We start from the raw sequence: 19,517 nt of genomic DNA on the forward strand, positions 1-19,517 counted from the left end.
GGGCCCGGTCGCGGGCTCAGCTCGTGCGGGCCGCGACGAAGCGGGCCAGCTCGTCGAGGTTGGCCACCTCGCACGTCCGTCGGCCCTCCTCGATGTCGTGGATCATCTCCACCACCCTGTCGAAGACGGGGCCCTGGATGTCCTTGTGGACCTCGTCGACCTCGGTCTTGCGCTTGCGGACCATGAGGTCGCGGTAGATGCCGGAGTGCGTCTTGGCGCTGCGGCGGTTGAAGGCGGCGAGGCGGTCGAAGGACCCGGGGAGGTCGTCCGGCTCGAAACCGTCGAACCCCTCGACGGCGACGGGCGCCTGGGCCAGCACCTCCTCGGAGATCGCGGTCATGACCCCGCGGTACTCGGGACGTTCGAGGGTCTCCGCGATCGAGAGGTCGGACACGGCTCCCGCCCACATCATGGCGCCGTAGACCTCCTTCCCCCAGAGGTAGCCGAGCACGTTGTCGGTGGCCTCGGCGTAGGGGAGGACCTCGGCGAGCCGGGCGACGCGCGGCGTGACCGGGCCGCCGGCCAGTTCCCCGATCCGGAAGGTGGCGACGTTGCCCTGGAGGACGACCCCCGGCGCCATCAGGTCGGCCCCGATGTTGACGAAGCTCGCGAGCACCCGTTCGCGGCCGACGGCCTCGATGAGGACGTCGGCGGTCAGCCCGTTCTGGACGGTCAGGACGTAGCCGTCCGGGGCGAGGCGGTCGCGCAGCAGGTCGGCGACGGCGGCGGTGTGCAGGCTCTTCACGGCGACGACGGCGTGCTCGACGGTGTCGGGTAGTTCTTCGGGCAGGATCGCCGGGACCCGGACGACGAACTCCTCGACGGGCCCTTCGATGCGCAGCCCGTCGCGCCGGATCGCCGCGACGTGCGCCGCGTCGGCGTCCACCAGGGTCACGTCGTGGCCGTCGCGGAACGCGCGGGCCCCGAGGGTCCCGCCGATGGCGCCGGCGCCGATGACGAACAGCTTCACGCGCGCACCTGCCCCGGCACGGCGCGGTCGACGAAGTCCCGCAGCACGCGCTGGAACTCCTCCCGTTCCTCGTTCTGGGGCGAGTGGCCCGAGTTCTCGAAGACCACGAGTTCCGCCCCGGGGACGAGGCGGGCGATGGTCTCGGACGCGCTGACCGGGGTCACCCAGTCGTGGCGGCCGACGGTGACCAGCACCGGGACCGCCACCTGCGGCAGGTCGGCCTTGAGGTCGTAGGTCGGGAAGTTCTCCTGGAAGCACGCGTTGTGCGCCTCGTGCCGGTAGATCCCGGCCTCGACCGCGGCCGTGGACCGCGCCTCGTCGTAGTCGGCGTCGTAGAGCGGGATGAGTTCCCGCCACAGTTCCTTCAGCTCCTCGTCGCTGCGGACGGTGCCGCCCCAGTAGCGGTCGAAGTGCTCCCAGTCGATCTCGACGCGGGTCTGCTCCCGGGCGTTCCGGAACGCGAGTTCCAGGTTGGACCCGTCGGCGGAGGTGTCGCGCAGGACCACGGCCTGCACGTGCCGGGGGTAGCGCACGGCGTACTCCAGCGCGATGAACCCGCCGTAGGAACCCCCGGCCACCGTCACCCGCTCGGCCCCGGCCCACTGCCGCAACCCGTCGACGTCGGCGGCCCACTGCTCGTGGGAGTACGGCCCGACGCCTTCGCTGCGCCCGCACCCGCGGGCGTCGAACACGACGACGCGGAACCGGTCGGCGAGCGGCCCGAACGTCGAGCGCGGTTCGGCGAGGGAACCGATCCCGCCGCCGCCGTGGTGGGCGATGAGCACGGGCCCGTCCTCCGGGCCGAGCACCTCGACGTTCAGGCGTGCCCCGTTGATCAGGACGTCCACGGTTCTCCTCCGGTGCTGGTGTGCCCGTCCGCGAGCACGGACTCGATGTGGCGCTCGACGACGTCGCCGAGCACGGTGAGCGGAACGGCCCCCGAGGACAGGACCGCGCGGTGGAACTCCACGACGGAGAACCGGTCCCCGAGACGCTGTTCCGCAACGGCTCGCAACCGCAGGATCTCCCGGCAGCCGATCATGTAGGCCAGCGCCTGGCCGGGCCAGGCGGTGTAGCGGTCGACCTCGCTCTCGACGTGCCCGCGGGTCGTCGCGGTGTTGTCGTACATGAACTCCACCGCCCGTTCCCGGGTCCAGCCGAAGTGGTGGATGCCGGTGTCGACGACGAGCCGGCAGGCGCGCAGCGCCCGGAACGACAGCATGCCGAGGCGGGACAGGTCGTCGCTGTAGAGCCCCATCTCCTCGGCCAGCTGCTCGGAGTAGAGCCCCCAGCCCTCGTTGAAGCTGCAGGCCTCGACGTCGAGCGAGCGCCGGTAGCGGGGGATGTCGAGCAGTTGCGCCGTCGCGAGTTGCAGGTGGTGACCCGGGACGGCCTCGTGGAAGGACAGCGACTCGTACTCGTAGCGGAAGTGGCTCGGCGCGTCGGCCGCGAGCACGCAGTACGCCCCGGGTCGGCTCCCGTCGAGGGCCGGCGGGCGGTAGTAACCCAGGGCGCTGCCGGCCGCGTCGATCGGGTTGATCTCCTCGATCGCGCAGTCCGGGATCGCGAGCGCCGGGAACCAGGCGTCGCGGACGGCCTCGGCCCGCTGCAGGGCCCCCCGGGCCACCGCGACGATCTCCGCGCTGGTCTCGAAGCGCAGCGCGGGGTCGCTGCGCAGGCGGTCGGCGATCCGCGGGAACTCGGTCTCCCCGAGGGCGCGGCCGCCGACGACGGCCCACTCGGTGCGCATCTCCTCGAGCACGTCGAGGCCGATCCGGTGGATCTCGGGGGCGGTGAGCTCCGTCGTCGTGTGCCGGCGGATCGCCGCGGCGTAGCCCTGCGATCCTCCCGGCACGGCGTGGATCCCGATGTCGCTCCCGGTGCGGCCGAGGGGGAGCAGTTCCGTGCGCAGCCGGGCGGTGAGCGCGCGCAGCGCCGGCCGGACTTCCTCGCCCACGAGGCGCGTCGCCTCGCGCAGGGTGTCCGGGTCGCCGGACCCGCGGGCCGGGGCGAGCAGCGCGTCGTCGTCGAGGGCGACCGCGAGGTGCCCGTCCAGCTGCTCGATCGCGTGCTGGACCCCGAGGCGGGTCGGGACCCGGCCGGCGGTGGCCTCCTCGGCGTAGCGCTCCCCGAGGGCCGTGAAGAAGTCGGGGAGTCCGGCGAGGCGGCGCAGGTAGCGCTGCGCGGCCTGCGGTTCGGTCGCCGTCATGGCCGGTACCGCCTGGAAGACGAGACCCTGCCGGCTGACGTACCCCTTCGCCGAGGCGTTCGCCGCCCACAGCGAGTGGGCGGCGTCGTCCGCGGCGCCCCGGGCGAGGGCGATGAGGACGCCGCGGTCGACCACGTCGTCCCGGTCGAGTCCGGCGGGGTCGATCGCCTCGGCCTCACGGGCCACCTCGTGCAGCTGCGCGGCGGCGCGTTCGCTCGCGGCGCGGGACGGGTCGCCGGGGAGGTGGTCGAACTCGCTGAGTCCGAGCAGGGTCGCGTTGTAGGGGTCGTAGGTGTGCTGGAGGTGGAAGTACCGCTCGCGCAGCGCGGCCAGCCCCGTCCCGGGGGCCGGGTCGGTGGTCGTTCTCACGTGGTGCCGTCCTTGCTGCGGGTCCCTCAGAAGAGGGAGTGCCCGCCGTCGATGGAGATCGTCTGGCCGCTGACCCAGGAGGCGTCGGGGTCGGCGAAGAACAGCACGCCGCGCGCGATGTCGTCCGGGGTCCCGGTGCGCCGCACGGCGATCCGTTCCAGGAGGGCCTGCTGACCGGCGGCGCCGTAGGAGTCCCACTGGGCCTGGGTGGTGGGGTTGGACAGCACGAACCCCGGGGCGATGCAGTTGGCGGTGATGCCGAACGGCCCGAGTTCGTGCGCCAGTTGCCGGGTGAGACCGATCTGGGCCGCCTTCGCGGTCGTGTAGGCCTGGACGCCGGTGAGGCTCACGCTGCGGCCGGCCCCGGAGGAGATGGTGACGATGCGCCCGTACCCCGCGCGCTTCATGGCGCGGACGGCGGCGCGGCTGCAGTTGCGCATCGTCGTGAGGTTCGCCCGGACGACGGCGTCCCAGGCCGCGTCGTCGAGCTCGTCGAGGGGGGTGTGGGTCTGCCCCACGACCCCGCCGGCGCAGTTCACGAGCACGTCGACGTCACCGACGGCGGTGAAGAACTCCTCGACCGCTGCGGTGTCGGCGAGGTCGACCTCGTCCCGGTCGACGCCGTGCACGGTCGCGCCCGCCTCCCGCAGCCGGTCGGCGATGGTGCGCCCGATCCCCTGGGCGGTGCCGGTGACGACGGCCACCCGGCCGGTCTGCGTTCCCACGCTCACTCCGCTCATTCCGTTCCCTCCGGTCCGGCGATCGCGCTCACCCGGTGGGCGCGGGCGATCTGGACGGTGTTCTCCCACTCCTTCATGCGGTCGATGCCCCGGCTGCCGCTGGCGAGGAGGACCGCCTCGACGAGCGCCTCGACCAGGGCGACGGTGCCGACCATGGAGTCGAAGGGGATCCCGTCCACGGCCACCGGGAGCACGATGTCGGCGCTCTCGGTGGCGGGGGACAACCCCTGGTCGGTGATGACGACGACCGTCGCGCCGCGGCTCTTGGCGATGCCCGCGGCCTGCTTCGAACTCAGCTCGTAGCGCCGGAAGTCGAAGATCACCGCGACGGCACCGGGGCACAACCGCAGGAGCCGTCCGATGTCGTGCCCCAGGGGTTCGGGGACGAAGTCGACGCAGGGGATCGCCTGGTCGAGCTCGGCCGCGAAGAGCTGGGCCGGGAACCGGCTGAAGTAGCCGCCCATGACGGCGACCTGCTTCGGTCGCCGGGCCAGGGCCTCCACGGCGAGGTCGAACTCGCTGGGGGGCACCGAGGTGGCGAGCTGCTCGAGCAGCCCGACCCGTTCGCTGACGGCCGTCTGGAAGACGGGCTGCTCGGCGAGTTCCCGGGCTCCCTGCTCGGTGCGTCGCACCGGGCTGTTCATGTGGTGGGTGACCTCGTCGCGCAGGCGCCGCTGGAACTCGGGGTAGCCGCTCATGCCGAGCCGGGTCACCAGCCGCAGCACCGTGGGGGTGCTGGTGCCGGCGGCCTTCGCGACCGTGGCCGCGCTCTCCAGCCCGGCGCTGGGGTAGGAGGCCAGCAACGTGCGGGCCACCTTCTTCTCGGCCGGGGTCAGCTCGCCCATGCGGGCGAAGATCTCGTCGTCGATCTTCATGCCGTCCACTCTCTCGTCTGAGCGCGCCGCGGACCCTCAGGTCAGCAGGACGACCCCGTCCTGACCCTCGAAGGCGGCGAACATGGTCGGGGAGTTGTGCGCCACGACGACGGTGCCGTCCGGGGCGACGGCCACCAGCCCGCCGCTGGCGTCCTTCGCGGTCAGCTCGGCGAGGACGGTGTCGCGCACGGCGTCGGCCAGCGGGGCTCCGAGGTAGCGCATCCGGGCCGCGATGTCGTAGGACACCACCCCGCGGATGAACGCCTCCCCCTCGCCCGTGCAGGACACCGCGAGGGAGTCCCCGCGGGCGTAGGTGCCGGCGCCGATGACGGGGCTGTCCCCGACCCGGCCGGTGCTCTGGGCGGCCATCCCCCCGGTCGAGGTGGCCACGGCGATCCTGCCGTCACGGTCGCGGGCGACGGCGCCCACGGTGCCGTGGCGGGGGGCGGCGAGGCGCAGGGCGTGGATGCGTTCCAGCTGGACCTTCCGCGCCTCGGTGATGAAGTACTCCTGCTCGCGCACCTCGAGGTCCCACCCGGTCGCCAGGTCGCGGGCGGGGTCGACGAGCAGCACGTGCGAGCTGTTCTCCAGCACCGCGCGGGCGAGGCGGACGGGGTTCTTGGCGTGGCGCGAGACGGCGATCGCCCCGGCGCGGCCGTCGTCGTCCATGACCGCGGCGTCGTGCTCGACCGATCCGTCCGCCGCCAGCGCGGCACCGCGGCCGGCGTTGAACAGCGGGTCGTCCTCGAGCTGCTCCACCGTGGCGCAGACGGCGTCGAGCGCCGACCCGCCGTCCTCGAGCACCACGCGACCGGCGAGGTAGGCGCGCCGCAGCCCGGCCTCGAAGGACTCGCGGCGCTCGGTGGAGAGTTCCTCGATGCGCCCGCCCGCGCCGCCGTGCAGGGCGAGGGAGTACTCGCGCAACGGCGGCGTGGCCCAGAGCCGGGTCTCCCGCGGCCGGGCGATGGATTCCTCGTCGGCCATCAGCGGCCACCTGCCTGTCGGGTGATGTAGTTGACGGCGACGAACGAGCGGAAGACGTCGAGCAGGTCGTCGCCGGTGATGCGCACCTCGCGCACGCCGGTGCGCTCGGCCCGGCGGGCCCAGGTCGCGACGTCGGCCATGTCCGCGGTCTGCATCTCCAGGTCGAGCGCGACGGGTCGTTCGATGCCCGGGGTCGACACCTTCCCGGCGGCGACCCGGCGGACGGCCTCCTCGGCCCCGGCGCGGATGCGGCGGCACGACTCCGTGGGGTGCAGGTTCTCCGCGCTGGCCCGGGTGATCGAGTGCTTGGTGACCACGTTCACGGCGCCACGGGCGAACGGTTCGGTCTCCTCCCAGGTCACCTCGTCGCCGGAGACGAAGGCGATCGGCACGCCGTGGTGCTCCGCCACGAGGGCGTTGATGCCGGACTCGCCGACGTAGCGGCCGTTGAGGCGGGCACCGGAGAACACCTCGGGGTTGTAGGTGTGCGACATCGTCGACGCCGCACCGGAGATCGACCCGTGGTAGCCCACGAAGAAGATCGCGTCGACGGTCTCGTCGAGCCCCTGCATCATGTACAGGGGTTTGTGCCGGCCCGAGATGTAGCGGGCCTCCCCGGCGATCGCGCGGGGGTCGAGGTTCGCCATCCGGCTGTGCGAGTCGTTGAGGACGACCTCGGTCGCCCCGCCGGCGATCGCCCCCTCGATGGCGGCGTTGACCTCGGCCTGCAGGAGTTCGCAGCCCAGGGCGTACGAGGGGCTGCCGGGGCGGCACTGGTCCCAGTCGACGATCCCGGCCACCCCCTCCATGTCCAGTGACATCCAGACCTTCATCGGGTGGTGCTCCTCGGTTCGCGGACGGGTGTTTCGTCGAGCAGTTCAGGACGGACGTCGACGCGGTCGATGCTCGACGCGGGGTCGGGCGGGGCCTGGAAGTCGGGGAGTTCCGCGGCCCGCAGGCAGGCCGACACGTGACCGGCCCCCGCCGTGCCCACCGTGCCCACCGGTTCCAGCGCGGGGTCCACGGTGCGGCAGGCGTCGACCGCGTAGGGGCAGCGCGGGTTGAACCGGCAGCCCGCGGGGACGTCGAAGGGGCTGGGCGGTTCGCCCTCGAGCACGAACTCCTCGTTGACGCTGCCGGCCGTCATGCGCGGGATGGAGTCGATCAGCGCCCGGGTGTAGGGGTGGCGGGGGTTGGCGAAGAGTTCCGCCGTCTCGGCGACCTCCACGATGCGCCCCAGGTACATCACGGCGACGCGCTGGCTGAGGTGCTGCACGACGGCGAGGTTGTGGGCGACGAAGAGGATGCTGAGGCCGAGTTCGCGCTGCAGTCGCGCGAACAGTTCGAGGATCGTGGCCTGCACCGAGACGTCGAGGGCGGAGACGGGTTCGTCGGCGATGAGCACGTCCGGGCGCACCGCGATGGCCCGCGCGATGGCCAGGCGCTGGCGCTGCCCCCCCGAGAACTGGCTGGGGTAGGCGTCGAGGGCGTCCTCCTCCAGGCCGACGAGGTTCAGCAACCGGACGCTCTCGGCCCGGACCTCCGAACGCGCCACCACGCGGTGCAGCAGCAGGAGCTCGCGGAGCATCGACCCGACGGAGATGCGGGGGTTGAGCGAGGAGTACGGGTCCTGGAACACCATCTGGATGCGCCGGCTCGCCTCCTTGTCCCGTCGCGGGGGCACGGGTTCGCCCTGGTGCTCCAGGGTGCCGGAGGTCGCGGTCGTCCCGCCCACGAGGACCTTCGCGAGGGTCGACTTGCCCGATCCCGATTCCCCGACGAGGGCCAGGATCTCCCCCTGGCGCAGTTCGAGGTCGATCCCGTCGAGGGCCTTGAGGCTCGTGCGGCCGTCCTCGGTGCGGGACAACCTGGTCGCCAGCGAGGGCCGGAGCCGGTACGTCTTGGTGACGCCGGTGGCCCGCAGCACCGGGAACGGCAGCGCGGTCGGACTGCTCACGCGGGTGCTCCCTCGAAGATGCGGTGGGTCTCGATGCAGGCGGCGTCGTGTCCCGGGGCGACGACCTCGCGCGGGGGGACGGCGGCGGTGCAGGCGTCCACGACGAACGTGCACCGGGGGGCGAAGGGACACCCCGGGGGCCGGGCGGCCAGGTTCGGCGGGAAACCCGGGATGGGGACGAGCCGTCGGTCGGGCTGGTCGAAGTCCGGCGCGGAGTCCAGCAACCCCTTCGTGTAGGGGTGGCGGGGGTCGCCCAGGACGTCGCGGACGGTGCCGGACTCCACGATGTGCCCGGAGTACATCACCGCCATGTCCGTGCACGTCTGGTTGACCACGGCCAGGTCGTGCGTCACGAAGGCCAGGGCCGTGCCGGTGTCGGCGCAGAGCCCCTCGAGCACCTTCAGCACCTGGTGCTGCACGGTCACGTCGAGCGCGGTGGTCGGTTCGTCGCAGAGCAGGAGCCGGGGCCCGCAGGAGACCGCCATCGCGATCATGATGCGCTGGCGCAGACCGCCCGAGAGTTCGTGCGGGTAGGCGCGGGCCCGCCGCGCCGGGTCGGGGATCCCCGTCTTCGCCATGAGTTCCACGGCGAGGCGGCCCGCGTCCTTCGCGGACAGACCGAGGTGGCGACGGGGCCCCTCGGCGATCTGGTCCCCGACGCGGACGACGGGGTTCAGCGCGGTCATGGGTTCCTGGAAGATCATCGCGATCTCGGGTCCCATGAGGCGGCGCCGCGCGGCGCTGGGCATCCCGACGAGTTCACGCCCGTCGTAGACGATGCTGCCGGAGAGCACCTCGACGCCGCGCGGGAGCAGGTCGGCGATCGCCCGCAGGGTCAGGGACTTCCCCGACCCGGACTCACCGACGACGCCGAAGCGTTCTCCCGGGGCGATCTCGAGCGACAGGTCGTCGACGATGACGGTGTCCGGCCGGTTGCGGTGCCGGATGCCGAGGCTGAGCGAGGAGACGCTGAGCAGGGGGCTGAGCGGGGGACTGAGCGGGGGAACGGTCACGGTCACTTCCTCCTCTCGGGGCTGAGCAGGTCGGAGACCCCGTCCCCGAGCCACGAGAGGCCGAGGCTGGTGAGGACGACGACGAGACCGGGGATGGTGGCCTGCTGCCACTGGGTGGTGATGAACTCCTGGCCGTCGCTGATCATGGAGCCCCACTCCGCGGTGGGCGGGGCGATGCCGAGCCCGAGGTAGCCGAGGGTGACGATCGCCATGATGTCCATGACGATGTCGCTCATCCCGTAGATGATCGCCTGCGACAGGACGTTCGGACCGATGTGGCGGACCAGGATGCGGGCGTGCGACATCCCGCCCAGGCGGGCCGCGACGACGTAGTCCTGCTCCTTGGCGACCAGCACCTCCCCGCGCACGATCTTGGCGTAGGAGACCCACGACACCGCGGCGATGGCGAGGTAGATGCTGAACTCGCCGGAACCGAGGACGAAGACCAGCACGATCACCATGACGTAGAACGGGAACGCGAAGAACACGTCGACGATGCGCATCAGCACCGTGTCCAGCCACCCGCCGGCGTACCCGGCGATGCCGCCGACGACGGTCCCGACGACGAAGGGGATCAGCACCGCGAGGAACCCGACCCGCAGGTCGACGCGGGCGCCCCAGATCAACCGCGACAGCACGTCGCGCCCGTACTTGTCGGTCCCCAGCGGGTGTGCGCTCGACGGCGACTGCAGTGCGTTGAGCAAGTCCTGCTTCACGGGGTCGTACGGGGCGAGGACGGGGGCCAGCAGCGCGACCAGGACGAGGAACCCGACGATGACGATGCCGGCCACCAGCGTGCCGCTGCGGTACCAGGGCCGCAGCGTCCGGGAGCGGGCGGCGCGACGTCGCTGGCCGCGTTCGACGAGGAGGGCGGTGGGGGTGCTCATGCGCGGGCCGTCCTGCCGAGGTCGACGCGGGGGTCGAGGGCCGTGTAGACGACGTCGGTGAGGATGCCGACGACGACGACGAACAGCGCCACGAAGAGGGTGACGCCCTGGATGGTCGGGAAGTCCCGGGTGAAGATCGAGTTGATCATCAGCGAGCCCAGGCCGGGCAGCGCGAAGACGCGTTCGATGACGAGTGAGCCACCCACCAGGTACCCGAGGTTGACGCCGACGATGGAGACGGTGGGGATGGCGGCGTTGCGCAGCACGTGCCCCCGGAACAACTGCACCCCGTAGGAACCCTTGGACTTCGCGGTGCCCACGTACTCCGAACCCAGCACCGAGATCATCGACGAGCGGAGGCTGCGGATGATGGTGGGCGACATCGCGATCGCCAGGGTGAGCGCGGGCAGGAACAGGTAGTAGACGTGGCCGGCGGCGTCCTCGCCGTACCCGCCGACGGGGAAGGCCCGCATCCCGACCCCGAGCAGCAGGATGAGCATGATGCCGACCCAGAACTGCGGCATCCCCTGGCCCAGGAGGGTGAAACCCCGGACCCCGAGGTCGCGCACCCCGCCCGGGCGGAAGGCGGCGAGGGCGGCCAGCGGGATGCTGATGAGCAGGGCGATGAGGAGGGCGTAGAGCAGCAGCGACAGCGTCACCGGGATCGCCTGCAGCACCAGCTGGGCGACGGGGGTCTGGTAGGTGAGGCTGGTGCCGAGGTTCCCGTGGGCGAGTTGTCCCAGGAACGTCAGGTACTGCCGCCACAACGGCTCGTCGAGGCCGAGCTGGGCGGTCAGGGCCGCGACGCTCTCCGCCGTGGCGCGCTCGCCGAGCAGGGCGACGGCGGCGTTGCCGGGCAGCAGGTGGGCCAGGAGGAAGACGATGAGGGTGACGCCGAAGGCGACGGGGATCGACTGCACGAGGCGGCCGGGGATGAATCGCAGACGGTGCAGCACCGTCTCACCTCCTTGTTCGCGCGGGGTTGGCCGGGTTTCGCCGGAGTTTCGCGGGGGGAGGGGCGCCCGCCGCGTCGGCGGACGCCCCCGGTACGACGGCTACTTCGTCTTGGAGACGTCCTGCAGCAGGTACCCGCCCAGCGGGGTCACGTGGAAACCCTGGACCTTGTCGGTCGAGGCGTACACGTAGGGCGAGTAGTACAGGTACGCGAGGAACGCGTCCTCGCTCGTCTTCTGCTGCAGCTCGGTGTAGAGCTCCTGACGCTTGGCGCTGTCGGTCTCCTTCTGCGCCCGGTTGTTCAGGTCGATGACCTCGGGGTTGTCGTAGGAGGTGAACGCCGACTTCGCCCCACCGGTCGGGACGACCGCGAACGACGTCCACTGGTCGGGGTCGGGGATGTCCATCGTCCAGGCCGAGATGGCCATGTCGAAGTCGGAGGCGAGGCGCGCCTGCTTGTTCGCCGTCGGGTCGAGCTGCTTGATCTCCATCGTGATGCCGATGTCCTTGAGCTCCGACTGCATGATCTGCGCGACGGAGGCCTGGTTCGGGTTCCCCGAGGAGATCAGCAGGGTCGTGGTGAAGCCGTTCGGCTGGGAGGACTGGGCGAGTTCCGCCTTCGCCTTCGCGACGTCGAGCGACGCCCCGCCGGCGTTCTCGTCGTAGTACGGGGTTCCGGGCGAGAGCAGCGAGTTCGCCTCGGTGCCGTTGCCGAACAGGACGGCCTTGACCATGGCCTTGCGGTCGATGGCGTAGGAGATCGCCCGGCGCACGTGGACGTCCTGGAAGGGCGCCCGCGCCTGGTTGAACGCGACGTAGTCGATCTGGGTGGAGGGGAACGTCTCGGCCTTCACCCCGCTCGCCGACTTCAGCGACGCCAGGCTGGACCAGTCCGGGGTGTCGTCGATGTCGATCTGACCGCCCTGGACCTGCAGCTTGCGGGTGTTGGCGTCGGGGACGACGTTCCACTGCACGCTGGAGAGGTAGGGCTTGTCCTTCTGCCAGTACTTGGTGTTGGCGGTCAGCTTGAGCGACTGCCCCTGCTTCCAGCTGTCCCAGACGAAGGGTCCGGTGCCGACGGGGGCCTCGTAGAACTGCTCGGAGGTCTTGCCGCCGTAGCCGTCGGGGATGATCCCGTTGGCGAAGAGCGACAGGTCGGCGATGAGGGGTGCCCAGGCGTACTTGAGCTTGATGGTGACCGTCGCGTCGTCGGTCGCCTCGACGGAGTCGATGGCCGCGTTGATGTAGCCCCAGCCGGACTCGCCGGTCTTGGTGTCCTCGTCGAGGGAGAACTTCACGTCCTTGGCGGTCATCGGGGTGCCGTCGGAGAACGTGACGTCGGTGCGGAGCTTGATCGTGTACGTCAGACCGTCGTCGGAGATCGTGTAGCCGCTGGCGAGCCAGGGTTGGAGTTCGCTGCCGTCCGCGCTGGAGTGGAACAGCGGCTCCATGATCTGCTCCATCACGCGGATGGAGTTGTTGTCGAAGGTCGTCGTCTTGTCCATCGAGATGATGTCGGCCGACCGCGCGATCGTGAGGTCGCCGCCCTTGGTGGGTGCGCCGCCCGTGGCGGAGCCGCCGTCACCGCTGTCGTCGGCGGCACCGCACCCGCCGAGGGCGAGTGCCATCGTGAGCGCCAGGGCTCCGACGACTCCAGTCCTTCTTCTCATGGAGAGCCTCGCTCGTCTCTGCACCCGGGGGTGCGCCTGCCGTGGGGTGGATCGGGGGACCGTGCCAGGGCGTCGGTGCCGCTGTACTGATGATTACAGTAGTCCCCATCTGGACAGCAATTGTTACGTTTGTGATAACTCTGACGCAACCGTCCGGGGACCTCTCGGCGCGGGAGTCCGCGGTGATCCGGGCCGTATAACGATAAATTAACGATGGGGACGGGGTTCGCCCGAACTCGTTCCCCGCACCGGCTCCGCGACGTAGCGTTCCCGCCAACCGGGTGCAGAGCAGCGTCCGGCGCGCACGACCCCAGCTCGCCCGGACGCCGCACGGTCGCGGCTCGTCGACGGAGACACCATGAACGAGCAGTTCACCACCCGACGCGCAGTCCTCACCCTCGCCCTGGCCGCCCCGTTGGCCGCCGGTCTGGCCTCGTGCGGCGGCTCGTCGGGCCCCGGCCAGGCCGCCGGGGGCGGCGCCACGATGTGGATCCTCACCGGGCAACCGGCGGAGGGCATCCGCACCGACGCGGTCGACGCCTTCAACGAGGCGAACCCGGACGGCGAACTCACCCTCTCCTCCTTCCAGAACGACGCGTACAAGGCCAAGATCCGCACCGCCATCGGCGCCGCCCAGGCCCCCACGATCATCCCGACCTGGGGTGGCGGGGGCCTGCGGGACTACGTCGGCAACAAGCAGGTCGAGGACCTCACCGACTTCTTCACCGAGAACGCGGAGCTCAAGGACAAGCTGTTCAGCAGCGCGTTCGCCGCGGCCACGGTCGACGACAGGATCTACGCCGTCCCGTGCGAGGTCGTGTCCCCGATCGTGTTCTTCTACAACAAGACCCTGTTCGAGCAGGTGGGGGCTCAGCCCCCCACGACCTGGGACGAGCTGATGGCCCTGGTCCCGGTCTTCGTCGACGCGGGCGTCGCGCCGCTGTCGCTGGGCGGGCAGTCGCGGTGGACGAACATGATGTGGCTGGAGTACCTCTACGACCGCATCGGCGGCGCGGAGCTGTTCACCTCGATCTACGACGGCGAACCCGGGGCCTGGTCGAAACCCGACTCGATCGACGCCCTGACCAAGGTGCAGGACCTCGTCAAGGCCGGCGGGTTCGTCAAGGGCTTCGCCTCCATCACCGCCGACTCCAACGCCGACCAGGCCCTCCTCTACACCGGCCGCGCGGCCATGATGCTGCACGGCTCCTGGGTCTTCGGCTCGATGAAGACCGACGGCGGGGACTTCGTGACCGGCGGCCACCTGGGGTGGTCGACGTTCCCCACCGTGACCGGCGGGAAGGGTGACCCCACGTCCACCGTCGGGAACCCCTCGGGCTACTACGCGATGTCGGCGAAGGCCTCGGAGGAGGCCAAGACCGCGGCCAAGAAGTTCCTCGCCGAAGGTCTCGTCACCGACGCGACGACGAAGGCCTGGATCGACTCCGGCGGGGTGCCGATCGTCGTGGGCTCCGACAGCGGGTTCTCGGGCTCCGAGGACGCCGACTGGCTGCAGTTCGTCTACGACCTGGCGTCGAAGGCGGCGACGTTCCAGCAGTCCTGGGACCAGGCGCTCTCACCGACGGCCGCGGACGCCCTGCTGGAGAACATCGAGAAGTTGTTCGGTCTCACCCAGACCCCGCAGGAGTTCGCCACCGCCATGGAGGCCGCCAGCGCCGGCTGAGACCCCCTGTACTGTCGGAGCGGCAACGGTCCGACGGTGGGGGAGTGGCGTGCGCGCGACCTACAAGGACCTCCAGCGGGCCACGGGCCTCTCGCTCGCCACCATCTCCAAGTACTTCAACGGCGGCACGGTCCGCGAGGAGAACCGCGCGGCGCTGGACGTCGCGGCGCGCGACCTGGGCTTCCGGGTGAACGCCGTGGCCCGCAGCCTGCGCACCCGCCGCTCGCAGACGGTGGGCGTGCTGCTGCCGGAACTCGACAACGACTTCCACCTCTCCGTCATCGCGGGGGTGGAGGAGGTGCTGGCCGCGGACGGGGTCGGGGTCCTGGTCCGCTCGAGCCGTTCGCGGAGCGGCGGCGCGGCCGACGACGCGGTCGCGGACCTGCTGGACCGCCAGGTCGACGGCATCGTCGCGGTCCCCTCGCCGCGGGACACCACCGCGCTGGCGGCGGCCGCGGCGCGCGGCGTACCGCTGGTGCTGATCGACCGCCTCGTCGACGGGCTGGTGTGCGACGCGGTGGTCCTGGACAACGCGGAGGTCAGTGCGGGGGTCGTGGCCGACCTCGTCGCCCGGGGGCACCGCCGGATCGCCGTGCTCGCCGGCCCGGACGAGGTCTGGAGCCTGCGCGAGCGGCTGGCCGGTTTCCGCCGGGCGATGCGCCGTGCCGGGCTGCCCGTCCCGCGGGGCGTCGTCGTCGGCGGGCCGCTGACCGTGGCGGCGGGCCGGGAGGGGATGGCGCGGCTGCTCGCGCTGGAACCCCGGCCGACCGCGGTGTTCGCCCTCAACCAGGAACTCACGGTCGGCGCCCTCACCGTCCTCGCCGAGTCCGGGCTCACCGTCCCGGACGACGTGTCGTTCGTCGGGTTCGACGCCCGGGACGTCGCGGCCCTCACCCGGCCGCGGACGGCGGTGGTCGTCCAGCCCGTGCGCGAGATCGCGCGCGCCGCAGCGGAGATGGTGCGCGACCGGCTGCGCGAGACCGCGGGTGGGCAGGCGCCCCCGCGGCGGGTCGTGCTGTCGGGGGAACACCGCCCCGGCCCCTCGGTGGGTCCGCCGCCGCGCTGAACCGGGCCTGCGTCCGCGGTCTCCCCCTTGTTGGAGCGAATCGTTTCGTCTATCGTTCCGCAGGCCAGGATCGAAGGAGAACCGTGAGCCGTCCGAACGCCCCCGTCCACCCCGCCGACGTGCCCTTCCGCACCCTGAGCGGCGGTGCCCGCATGCCCGCCATCGGGCTGGGCACCTTCGGTTCCGACCGCTACGGCCCGGCGGAGGTGTCGAACGCCGTCGCCGGTGCGCTGCGCGCCGGGTACCGCCTCGTCGACTGCGCCGCCGTGTACGGCAACGAGGACCGCATCGGCGAGGTGCTCACCGAGGCGATCTCCGAGGGGATCCCGCGGGAGGAGCTGTTCGTCGTGTCCAAGGTCTGGAACGACGCGCACGCCCCGGAGGCCGCGGTCGCCTCGGTCCACCGGTCGTTGCGCGACCTGCGCCTGGACCACCTCGACGCGGTCTTCGTGCACTGGCCCTTCCCCAACCACCACCCCCCGATGGCCGACACCTCGGCGCGCGACCCGCACGCCCGCCCCTACGACCACGACGCCTACCTGGCGTTGTGGCGGGCCCTGGAGGGCCTCGTCGACGCCGGGCTCGTGCGCCACCTGGGGACCTCCAACACGACGATCCCGAAGCTCGAACTGCTGCTGCGCGACGCCCGGATCGCCCCGGCGCTGAACGAGATGGAACTGCACCCCTGCTTCCAGCAGCCGGAGCTGTTCGACTTCTGCGTGGCGCACGGCGTCCAGCCGGTGGGGTACTCGCCGCTGGGTTCGCCCTCGCGGCCGGAGCGGGACCGGACCCCCGACGACGTCGTCGACGTCGAGGACCCCGTGGTGGTGCGCATCGCGGCGGCGCACGGCGTCCACCCCGCCCTGGTCTGCCTCAAGTGGGCGGTCGCGCGGGGCCAGGTCCCCATCCCGTTCGCGGTGAAGCCGGAGCAGTACACCGCCAACCTGCGCGCCGTGGTCGAGGACCCCCTCACCGCCGCGGAGGCCGAGGAGCTGCGCGCCGCCGACCGCGGGAACCGCCTCATCAAGGGCCAGGTGTTCCTCTGGCCGGGGGCGGAGTCCTGGGAGGAACTCTGGGACCTCGACGGCCGCATCGCCGTCGCACCGATCACCGACTGAACCGGAGGAACCGTGCTGGAGACGGAACTGCTGCACCCACCGCTGCTGGCCGCCCTGGCCGCCGCCGGCCACGGCGACCACATCGTGATCGCCGACGCGAACTTCCCGCTGCGGACGGCGACCGACCGCTCGGTCGACGTCGTCCACCTGAACCTGCGTCCCGGGCTCGTGGGGGTCCTCGACGTGCTGGAACCCGTGCTGCGCGCCGTCCCCGTCGAGGCGGCCACGTTCATGGCCTCCCCCGACGGGGCCGAGGTCGAGGCGCACCACGACTACCGGCGGGCCCTCGGGCCGGACGTCGCGATCGACGTCGTGGACCGCTGGGCCTTCTACGACTGGACCCGGGCCGCGGGTGTCGCGGTCGTCGTCGTGACCGGCGACCAGCGGCTGTGCGCCAACGTCGTGCTCACCGTCGGCGTGCGCACCGCGTGAACGAGTCAGGAACCGGACGGAACGAGGAGATCGTGGTGGAGAACGTGGTCGGCAGGGACGACGAGGAACTCGCCCGGGTCCGCTCGGTGGCGACGGCGGGGCCGTACCAGCCCGAGTGGGAGTCGCTGCAGGGGTACCGGGCCCCGCGCTGGTACGAGGACGCCAAGTTCGGCATCTTCATCCACTGGGGCGTCTACTCCGTCCCGGCCTTCGGCAACGAGTGGTACGCCCGCACGATGTACCGCCAGGGAACCCCGGAGTACGAGCACCACCGGGCCACCTACGGACCGCAGGACGAGTTCGGCTACAAGGACTTCGTCGAGCGGTTCCGGGCCGAGCGGTTCGACCCGCAGGCCTGGGCGGCCACGTTCCGCCGGGCGGGAGCGCAGTTCGTCGTGCCCGTCGCCGAGCACCACGACGGGTTCGCCATGTACGCCACCCAGCGCTCGCGCTGGAACGCGGCCGAGATGGGCCCGCAGCGCGACGTGCTCGGGGAGCTGGGCGCCGCGGTCCGCGAGTCCGGGATGGTGCTGGGGGCCTCCTCGCACCGGGCCGAGCACTGGTGGTTCATGAACGGCGGCCACGAGTTCCCCTCCGACGTCCGCGACCCCGCCTTCGCCGACTTCTACGGGCCGGCGATGCGCGAGGAGACCGCGCCCAACGAGCAGTTCCTCGAGGACTGGCTGCTGCGCACCGTCGAACTCATCGACACCTACCGTCCCCAGGTCCTCTGGTTCGACTGGTGGATCGAGCAGCCCGCCTTCGAACCCTCGCTGCGCCTGCTGGCCGCTTACTACTACAACTCCGCCGCGCGGTGGGGGCGTGAGGTGGTCATCAACTACAAGTGGAAGGCGTTCGCCGACGGCAGCGCCGTCTACGACGTGGAACGCGGGGCGCTGTCCGGCATCCACCCGCGGGTCTGGCAGAACGACACCTCCGTCGGTCGCACCGCGTGGAGCTGGGTCGAGGGGCACTCCTACAAGTCCGTCGCGGAACTCGTCGGGGAACTCGTCGACGTCGTCGCCAAGAACGGCGTGCTGCTGCTGAACGTCGGGCCGAAGGCCGACGGCACGATCGACCCGGCGGAGGTGGAACTCCTGGAGTCGCTGGGGGAGTGGCTCGCGCGCAACGGGGAGGCGATCTACGGGACCCGGCCCTGGACGATCCCGGGGGAGGGCCCCACCCACCTCCCGGCGGGGTCGTTCGTCGACACCACGGCCCGCGCCTACACCGCGCAGGACGTCCGGTTCACCGTCCGCGACGCCCCGGGGGAGAGCGGCACCCGGCTCTACGCCACGGTGCTGGCCCGTCCGGGCGACGGCGTCGTGCGCATCCGGTCCTGGGGTCGGGCCGCCGGGCTGGTCCCGCGCGAGCTGACCGACGTCCGGGTCCTCGGCAGCCGTGCCGACGTCGTCGTCCGCCAGACCGACGCGGCCTTCGAGGTCGACCTCCCGCACGACCTCCCCGGCGACCTCGCCGTGGTCGTCAGCGCCCGGTTGCCCGAGGAGGCCGTCGTCCCGCGGAACGACGACCTGCACTGAGGCGACCTGCACCGGGACGATCTGCACCGGGACGACCTGCACCGGCCCGCGTCGTCGACTCCCGCTCGACGATCCCGTAGGACACCGTCACGTCCTGCGGGACCGCCGAGGGGTCGGCGATGCGCCGCGCCAGCAACCGCACCGTCTCGTCGACCAGACCCTGCAGGTCGGGCGCCACGGAGGTGAGCGAGGGGATGTGGAAGCGGGCGTCCTCGACGTCGTCGAAGCCGACGACCAGCACGTCGTCGGGCACGCGCACCCCGTGGTCGGCGAGCCCGCGGACGACGCCGAAGGCGAGGGTGTCGGTCACGCAGACGATGCCGTCAGGCACCTCACCGCGGCTCAGGAGCTCGTGGGCGCACTCCACGCCGGCGGCCTGGGTCACCCCGGCGTAGGCGGCGCTCGCCGGGATCCCGGCTTCGCGCACCACGCGCGCGAACCCCTGCGCGCGCAGGACGAACGCGGCCCCCTCGGGGAGGGTGACGTCGTCCAGGTCCTCCAGGGTCGGGAACCCGACCAGGGCCAGGTGGCGGCACCCCCGGTCCAGCAGCAGTCGCGTCGCCGCCTCGGCGCCCTCGACGTTGGGCATGCTCACGTGGTCGACGCTCTGGTGCAGTTCCTGCTCGCCGAGGACGACGACGGGCACCTCCCGGCTGAGGGCGTTGATCTCGCGTTCGGTGAGCCCGAGCGCGGCGATGACCAGACCGTCGTAGGCGTTGAGCCGGGAGTCGCGGAACGCGGCGATCTCGCCCTCGCGGCTGGCGTGCGTCTCCTCGACCACCGTCGCCATCCCGGACTGGGCGAAGGCGAGCACGAGGTGGTGGGCGAGGCGGCTGTAGTAGTGGCTGTCCAGGGTGGGGACGGCGATGCCGACGACTCCCGTCCTGCCCTGCCGGAGGCTGCGGGCCGCGACGTTCACCTGGTACCCGAGGCGTTCGACGGTCTCCATCACGAGCCGGCGGGTGGAGTCGCTGACCGGTCGCCGTCCGGTGAGGGCGTTGGAGACGGTCATCGCCGAGACCCCGGCCTCGGCCGCGACGTCGCGCAT

Annotated in this window: 18 protein-coding genes; 5 read left to right on the forward strand and 13 right to left on the reverse strand. The window is 71.7% G+C overall.

The window, feature by feature from the left end:
- Positions 1-16 precede the first annotated feature (16 nt).
- From ACFQ46_RS04335 to ACFQ46_RS04390, 12 genes are all read right to left on the reverse strand, one after another.
- Positions 17-970 carry a ketopantoate reductase family protein gene (locus tag ACFQ46_RS04335; RefSeq protein ID WP_380257543.1) on the reverse strand — a complete coding sequence of 318 codons (954 nt, stop codon included), beginning with the start codon at positions 968-970 and terminating at the stop codon, positions 17-19.
- Positions 967-1,818: an alpha/beta hydrolase gene (locus tag ACFQ46_RS04340; protein WP_380257545.1), complete on the reverse strand. Its 852-nt coding sequence runs from the start codon at positions 1,816-1,818 to the stop codon at positions 967-969. Before ACFQ46_RS04340 ends, ACFQ46_RS04335 begins: the two co-directional genes overlap by 4 nt.
- Entirely contained in the window at positions 1,806-3,548 is a 1,743-nt protein-coding gene (locus ACFQ46_RS04345; RefSeq protein WP_380257548.1) for a DUF885 domain-containing protein, read from the reverse strand. Before ACFQ46_RS04345 ends, ACFQ46_RS04340 begins: the two co-directional genes overlap by 13 nt.
- A gap of 26 nt (positions 3,549-3,574) precedes the next feature.
- Complete coding sequence (locus tag ACFQ46_RS04350; protein WP_380257551.1) at positions 3,575-4,273, reverse strand: SDR family NAD(P)-dependent oxidoreductase; 699 nt, start codon at positions 4,271-4,273, stop codon at positions 3,575-3,577.
- Between the two features lie 11 nt (positions 4,274-4,284).
- Complete coding sequence (locus ACFQ46_RS04355; protein WP_380257554.1) at positions 4,285-5,163, reverse strand: MurR/RpiR family transcriptional regulator; 879 nt, start codon at positions 5,161-5,163, stop codon at positions 4,285-4,287.
- A 36-nt stretch (positions 5,164-5,199) separates the two neighbouring features.
- A complete protein-coding gene (locus tag ACFQ46_RS04360; protein ID WP_380257556.1) occupies positions 5,200-6,147 on the reverse strand; it encodes an isoaspartyl peptidase/L-asparaginase family protein in 948 nt (315 codons plus the stop codon).
- The gene (locus ACFQ46_RS04365; protein WP_380257560.1) at positions 6,147-6,968 is read right to left on the reverse strand and encodes a M55 family metallopeptidase; all 822 of its coding nucleotides are present in this window, start codon (positions 6,966-6,968) and stop codon (positions 6,147-6,149) included. Before ACFQ46_RS04365 ends, ACFQ46_RS04360 begins: the two co-directional genes overlap by 1 nt.
- A gap of 8 nt (positions 6,969-6,976) precedes the next feature.
- Complete coding sequence (locus ACFQ46_RS04370; protein WP_380257562.1) at positions 6,977-8,104, reverse strand: ABC transporter ATP-binding protein; 1,128 nt, start codon at positions 8,102-8,104, stop codon at positions 6,977-6,979.
- Positions 8,101-9,117 carry an ABC transporter ATP-binding protein gene (locus tag ACFQ46_RS04375; protein ID WP_380257564.1) on the reverse strand — a complete coding sequence of 339 codons (1,017 nt, stop codon included), beginning with the start codon at positions 9,115-9,117 and terminating at the stop codon, positions 8,101-8,103. Before ACFQ46_RS04375 ends, ACFQ46_RS04370 begins: the two co-directional genes overlap by 4 nt.
- Positions 9,118-9,119: 2 nt before the next feature.
- Positions 9,120-10,004, reverse strand: a complete 885-nt coding sequence (locus tag ACFQ46_RS04380) for an ABC transporter permease (RefSeq protein WP_380257566.1) — start codon at positions 10,002-10,004, stop codon at positions 9,120-9,122.
- A complete protein-coding gene (locus ACFQ46_RS04385) occupies positions 10,001-10,960 on the reverse strand; it encodes an ABC transporter permease (protein WP_380257568.1) in 960 nt (319 codons plus the stop codon). Before ACFQ46_RS04385 ends, ACFQ46_RS04380 begins: the two co-directional genes overlap by 4 nt.
- A gap of 99 nt (positions 10,961-11,059) precedes the next feature.
- Positions 11,060-12,628 carry an ABC transporter substrate-binding protein gene (locus ACFQ46_RS04390; RefSeq protein ID WP_380257570.1) on the reverse strand — a complete coding sequence of 523 codons (1,569 nt, stop codon included), beginning with the start codon at positions 12,626-12,628 and terminating at the stop codon, positions 11,060-11,062.
- Between the two features lie 358 nt (positions 12,629-12,986).
- Here ACFQ46_RS04390 and ACFQ46_RS04395 point away from each other — a divergent pair, with 358 nt between their 5' ends.
- The 5 genes from ACFQ46_RS04395 (at position 12,987) to ACFQ46_RS04415 (ending at position 18,469) form a co-directional block, all read left to right on the forward strand.
- Positions 12,987-14,312, forward strand: coding sequence for an extracellular solute-binding protein (locus ACFQ46_RS04395; protein ID WP_380257572.1), 1,326 nt, complete (start codon positions 12,987-12,989; stop codon positions 14,310-14,312).
- Positions 14,313-14,361: 49 nt separating this feature from the next.
- Entirely contained in the window at positions 14,362-15,378 is a 1,017-nt protein-coding gene (locus ACFQ46_RS04400; protein ID WP_380257574.1) for a LacI family DNA-binding transcriptional regulator, read from the forward strand.
- 152 nt (positions 15,379-15,530) lie between these two features.
- Positions 15,531-16,496, forward strand: coding sequence for an aldo/keto reductase family protein (locus ACFQ46_RS04405; protein WP_380258419.1), 966 nt, complete (start codon positions 15,531-15,533; stop codon positions 16,494-16,496).
- Positions 16,497-16,508: 12 nt separating this feature from the next.
- Positions 16,509-16,928, forward strand: a complete 420-nt coding sequence (locus ACFQ46_RS04410) for an RbsD/FucU domain-containing protein (protein ID WP_380257576.1) — start codon at positions 16,509-16,511, stop codon at positions 16,926-16,928.
- A 44-nt stretch (positions 16,929-16,972) separates the two neighbouring features.
- Positions 16,973-18,469 (forward strand): alpha-L-fucosidase, encoded by a 1,497-nt coding sequence (locus tag ACFQ46_RS04415; RefSeq protein WP_380258421.1) that lies wholly within the window; start codon positions 16,973-16,975, stop codon positions 18,467-18,469.
- On the opposite strand, the gene ACFQ46_RS04420 is transcribed toward ACFQ46_RS04415, so the two are convergent.
- Entirely contained in the window at positions 18,414-19,517 is a 1,104-nt protein-coding gene (locus ACFQ46_RS04420; RefSeq protein WP_380258423.1) for a LacI family DNA-binding transcriptional regulator, read from the reverse strand. The genes ACFQ46_RS04415 and ACFQ46_RS04420 overlap by 56 nt on opposite strands.

This window comes from Kineococcus sp. GCM10028916, assembly GCF_042674865.1.
Lineage (GTDB): Bacteria > Actinomycetota > Actinomycetes > Actinomycetales > Kineococcaceae > Kineococcus.